The sequence below is a fragment of the Candidatus Magnetaquicoccus inordinatus genome (assembly GCF_004217665.1).
GTDB classification, from domain to species: domain Bacteria; phylum Pseudomonadota; class Magnetococcia; order Magnetococcales; family Magnetaquicoccaceae; genus Magnetaquicoccus; species Magnetaquicoccus inordinatus.
Genome location: NZ_RXIU01000021.1, coordinates 21,686 through 25,840 on the forward strand (window position 1 = coordinate 21,686; position 4,155 = coordinate 25,840).

Here is a 4,155-nt window from a genome sequence, read left to right on the forward strand (position 1 = left end):
GGTGTGCGCAATGGTCGTGAACTGCCGATGAGGGGACATTTGCACAGTTTGGCGGCCCGGCATCCCCACTTCCATTTGCATCTCTGTTTCAGTCAGCCATTAGCACATGAGCAAGTAAAGCAGGATTTTCAGCACCATGGCCATGTGGATATCACCCTGCTGCGTCTTGCTTTGGCGTTAAAAGCCTACCAGTTTTATCTGTGTGGTCCACGCACGATGATCGAATCATTGGTTGCAGGGCTGTATGCCTGGGAAGTGCCAGAGCAACATATCCATTATGAATCTTTTGGTCCGGCATCGGTGCGCAGACCGGTAGCAAAAGAGTCTGCTCTCACGGTCTCCACCCGCCCCAGCGCTCCATCTACTGTTGTCTTTAGTCGATCTGGAAAAACTGTGCTTTGGGATGAACGTGCTGAATCACTGTTGCAATTTGCCGAACAGCACAGCATCGAGGTGGCATCCGGATGTCGTGCAGGCATGTGCGGTGCCTGTCAGACCGAGATTCAATCGGGAGAAGTAGAATATACCAAAAGTCCAGAGGTTGCTCTGCCCACTGGACACTGCTTACTCTGCGTCAGCCGTCCCCATGGGGATGTGACCCTGCTTGCGTGAGGCTTTGATGAACAACTCCCTCTTTCGTGTGGAAGTTTTGCCTTTTCTGGGACTATTCTCGGCGTTGTTGGTAGCCACTCTGGTGGGAGATCTGTTGCTCCATGCCCTCGGTTTGGTGTGGATTGGTCGTTATCTGGGCATTCCTGGTACTCTGTTGATCCTGCTGTCGCTATGGTATTCGCTGCGTAAACGAAAGGTTGTTCAATATGGCAGCCCGCAGATTCTGCTAAAAATACATGAAAATTTTACCTGGCTGGGGGCCCTGATGGTATTTATCCACGCGGGCGTACATTTTAACGCTGTTCTTCCCTGGCTGGCTACAGTGGCGATGATGGTCAATATTATCAGTGGTTTGGTGGGACGTTATTTGTTAAATCGATCGCGACGCTATCTGGCAGAGCGAGAGGAAATCTACCGTTTTCATGGTCTGTCGCAGGATGCGGTACAAGCAAAAATATTTTGGGATGCAGTGACTTATGAGCTGATGGCCAAATGGAGGGAGGTGCATTTTCCCATTTCCTTTGTTTTTGCGGTGTTGGCGCTTGGCCATATCATCAGTGTTTTTCTCTTTTGGGAATGGCCATGAAGCGGACCACCACAATTTTGCTATGGATCAATCTGGGCGTGCTGGTAGTTCTCGTTCTTGTCTATCCACACCTCATGATCAGTCCCGGTGCTTTGCTCAAGGGGCATGCGGAGTTGGAAAGCGACTGTTTTGCCTGTCACGCTCCACTGTTTGGCATCTCTGATGGCAAATGTGTGAGTTGTCATAAAGTGCATGCCATCGGTGTGACTACGACCAAGAATATTCCTCTGAGCGAAAAAAAGAGTAAAATTCCCTTCCATCAAAAGTTGCTGGGAGAAGATTGTGTGGCCTGTCACAGCGATCATGCGGGGGTTGCCAAATTTCGGGTCAAAGGGAGATTTTCGCATCAGTTGTTGGAAGAGAAGACGCGCATGCAGTGCATCTCCTGTCATCAGCGGCCAAATGACCAGATACATCGTCCGCTCTCTGCGCAGTGTGACCGTTGTCACAGCTTTCGCAATTGGCAAACAGCCACGTTCGAGCATGATAAATATTTCTCTTTTGACAAAGATCATCATGTTCAATGCGCTGTTTGCCATACGGGAGAGGATTATAAAAAATATACCTGTTATGGTTGCCATAAGCATTCCACAGAAAAAATAAGAAAAAAACATCTCAAAAAGGGCATCAACGACTATGAACGTTGTGTCTTGTGTCACCGAAACGCCAATGAACATGATGCCAAAGAGTTGTGGCGGTCAGGTCGTTGGCGGGAGGGTTTGTCGGGAGCAGCAGTACAGGGTGGAGAGCAGGGGATCAGACCAAAAAGAGAAGGAGAGCATGTTGTTGCTCCTGATGATCGGCAGAAGCATCAGCACAAGCGGCAGCGAGGAGAGGAAGAGAGTGATTGATGGGGATGCGCTGTCCGAGTGGCGATGAGGATCGACCTGCAAAAGAGAGGTGGCCAGTGTGTTGAGGAGAGCCATTGCACTTGTTATCCCTGGCGCCCATAATCATCCGCTTCAAGCGCTTGCTTTTGCAAAAATAAAAATTTGGCTTGCAAATTTTTATCAATGACTATAAATAAAAGCTCAGATTGCCACACCTTGCCACAGGTCGCAGCGAGTACGTTTTTATGCCTTCGCCTTCTATCGAACCGCTGGTTATTGGCCTGTTCAGCACTGTGCACTGCCTGGTCATGTGTGGAGGCATCGTTGCTGCCTTGACGGTCAGCTTGCCGGTGGCAGTACGCCGGGATCCCCAGCAACTGCTTGCCTATCTGCTTGCCTATCATGCCGGACGGATCATCAGTTATGCCATGGCGGGTTTGCTGGCCGGTCTGTTGGGGGAAGCGGTGGTCAATCTGCTCAATCTCGGCCCGGCTCATGCCAATTTTTTGTATTTGATCAATAGTTTGATTTTGCTGGGCATGGGTCTGTATGTGGCGGGATGGTTGCCAGGAGTCGCTTGGCTGGAGCATCTGGGGGCACGGGTTTGGAGCCATATCGAACCCTTTGCCCAACGGTTGCTGCCGGTACAAACCCATGGTCATGCCTTGCTGTTTGGTGGGCTTTGGGGCTGGTTTCCTTGCGGATTGACCTACTCGGTGCTGCTTTGGGCAGCGGTGAGCGGTGACATGCTCAAAGGAGCCTTGGCCATGAGCGCTTTTGGCATGGGTACACTGCCGGGACTTTTTATGGCCAGTTTTTTTTCCGGGCATTTGACCCGTTGGCGGCAACATCGTTTGGTAAAAAAGATATTGGGTGTGGGGATCATTCTGCTGGCCTTTTCCGCCGGATTTACCCATCCGCCCCCGGTTGCTTCTCAGGAGCATCATCACCATTCGCATACGGAGAATCTTCCATGAGCATTGTTGCCGAGAGCATGTTGGGTCACGCCCCGGAGTTTCGCTCGCTGCTGCGTGCTGCCGCCCTGGTTGCCCCAACCGATGCCACGGTTTTGATCAGTGGCGAAAGCGGAACCGGCAAAGAGCTGCTGGCCCATGCCATCCATCAGCAGAGTCGTCGCCGTCATGCTCCCCTGATTACCATCAATTGTGCCGCCTTGCCCGAAGCTCTGGCCGAATCGGAGCTGTTTGGTCACCATAAAGGGGCTTTCACGGGGGCGGTCCAGCAACAAATCGGACGGGTTCAAGCCGCCCATGGGGGAACACTTTTTCTCGACGAGATTGCCGAAATCTCTCCGAGCGTACAGGCCAAGCTGTTGCGTCTGTTGGAGAGCGGGGAGTGTCAAACGGTAGGGGTGCCCCATACCTCGAAGGTGGATCTGCGCATTATTGCCGCTACCAACAAAAATCTCCAGGAATGGGTGCGTTTAGGTCGTTTTCGTGAAGATCTCTATTTTCGCCTGAATGTGGTTCCTTTGGAGTTGCCTCCGCTGCGCCAGCGCCGTGAGGATCTCTCTTTGTTGCTGGAGGCTTTTGCCAACCATTTTGCCACGCGCAACTCTTTGCAGACTCCGCACTATGGGGCCTGTGCGCTGCAGTTATTGAAAAACTATTCTTGGCCAGGTAACATTCGTGAGCTGCGCAATTTTTGCGAGCGGATGTCCATTCTGTATGCCGGACAGAAGATAATCGCGGCGGATTTGCCCTGGGAAATGCGCCAGGCAACAGAGAGTGCACTACCGATGCGCGCCTCGCAACTCTTTGCCTTGCCAGTAGAAGGGGTTGATTTTGAACAGTTGGAACGACAATTGATCGATCAGGCATTGGAGCGTTCTGGCGGCAACAAGAGTCATGCAGCCCGTTTGCTGGGTTTTTCCAGAGATACCTTTCTCTATCGACTGAAAAAATTTTCCATTCCGGTGTGATCCCCTTTTGCTGCCAGCGCTGTCGTTTGCACAACTGTTCCACTTGGTGAGGCGCTTCCTAGGCGCTGAGGGCACCTGTTTGTCTGCTTGTGCTACTGGGGTTGGACTCTGCCAATGGCAGGGCAAGCGCATTTGTCAATTTCCTGCCAATGGCAGGGCAAGCGCATTTGCCAATTTCCTGCCAA

The 4,155-nt window shown here is 51.8% G+C and carries 5 protein-coding genes; all 5 read left to right on the forward strand.

Going from position 1 to position 4,155, the window contains the following annotated elements; translation table 11 throughout:
* On the forward strand, nucleotides 1-612 hold a 612-nt coding region (locus EJP87_RS17615), incomplete at its 5' end, for a flavin reductase family protein (protein ID WP_193771112.1).
* Nucleotides 613-619: 7 nt separating this feature from the next.
* On the forward strand, nucleotides 620-1,198 hold the full coding sequence (locus EJP87_RS03405; RefSeq protein WP_130470461.1) for a hypothetical protein: 579 nt from the start codon (nucleotides 620-622) through the stop codon (nucleotides 1,196-1,198).
* Nucleotides 1,195-2,049, forward strand: a complete 855-nt coding sequence (locus EJP87_RS03410; RefSeq protein WP_193771113.1) for a cytochrome c3 family protein — start codon at nucleotides 1,195-1,197, stop codon at nucleotides 2,047-2,049. The genes EJP87_RS03405 and EJP87_RS03410 overlap by 4 nt, the downstream gene beginning before the upstream one ends.
* A gap of 224 nt (nucleotides 2,050-2,273) precedes the next feature.
* Nucleotides 2,274-3,005 carry a sulfite exporter TauE/SafE family protein gene (locus EJP87_RS03415; RefSeq protein ID WP_130470462.1) on the forward strand — a complete coding sequence of 244 codons (732 nt, stop codon included), beginning with the start codon at nucleotides 2,274-2,276 and terminating at the stop codon, nucleotides 3,003-3,005.
* Nucleotides 3,002-3,970, forward strand: coding sequence for a sigma-54 interaction domain-containing protein (locus tag EJP87_RS03420; RefSeq protein WP_130470463.1), 969 nt, complete (start codon nucleotides 3,002-3,004; stop codon nucleotides 3,968-3,970). Before EJP87_RS03415 ends, EJP87_RS03420 begins: the two co-directional genes overlap by 4 nt.
* Nucleotides 3,971-4,155 lie beyond the last annotated feature (185 nt).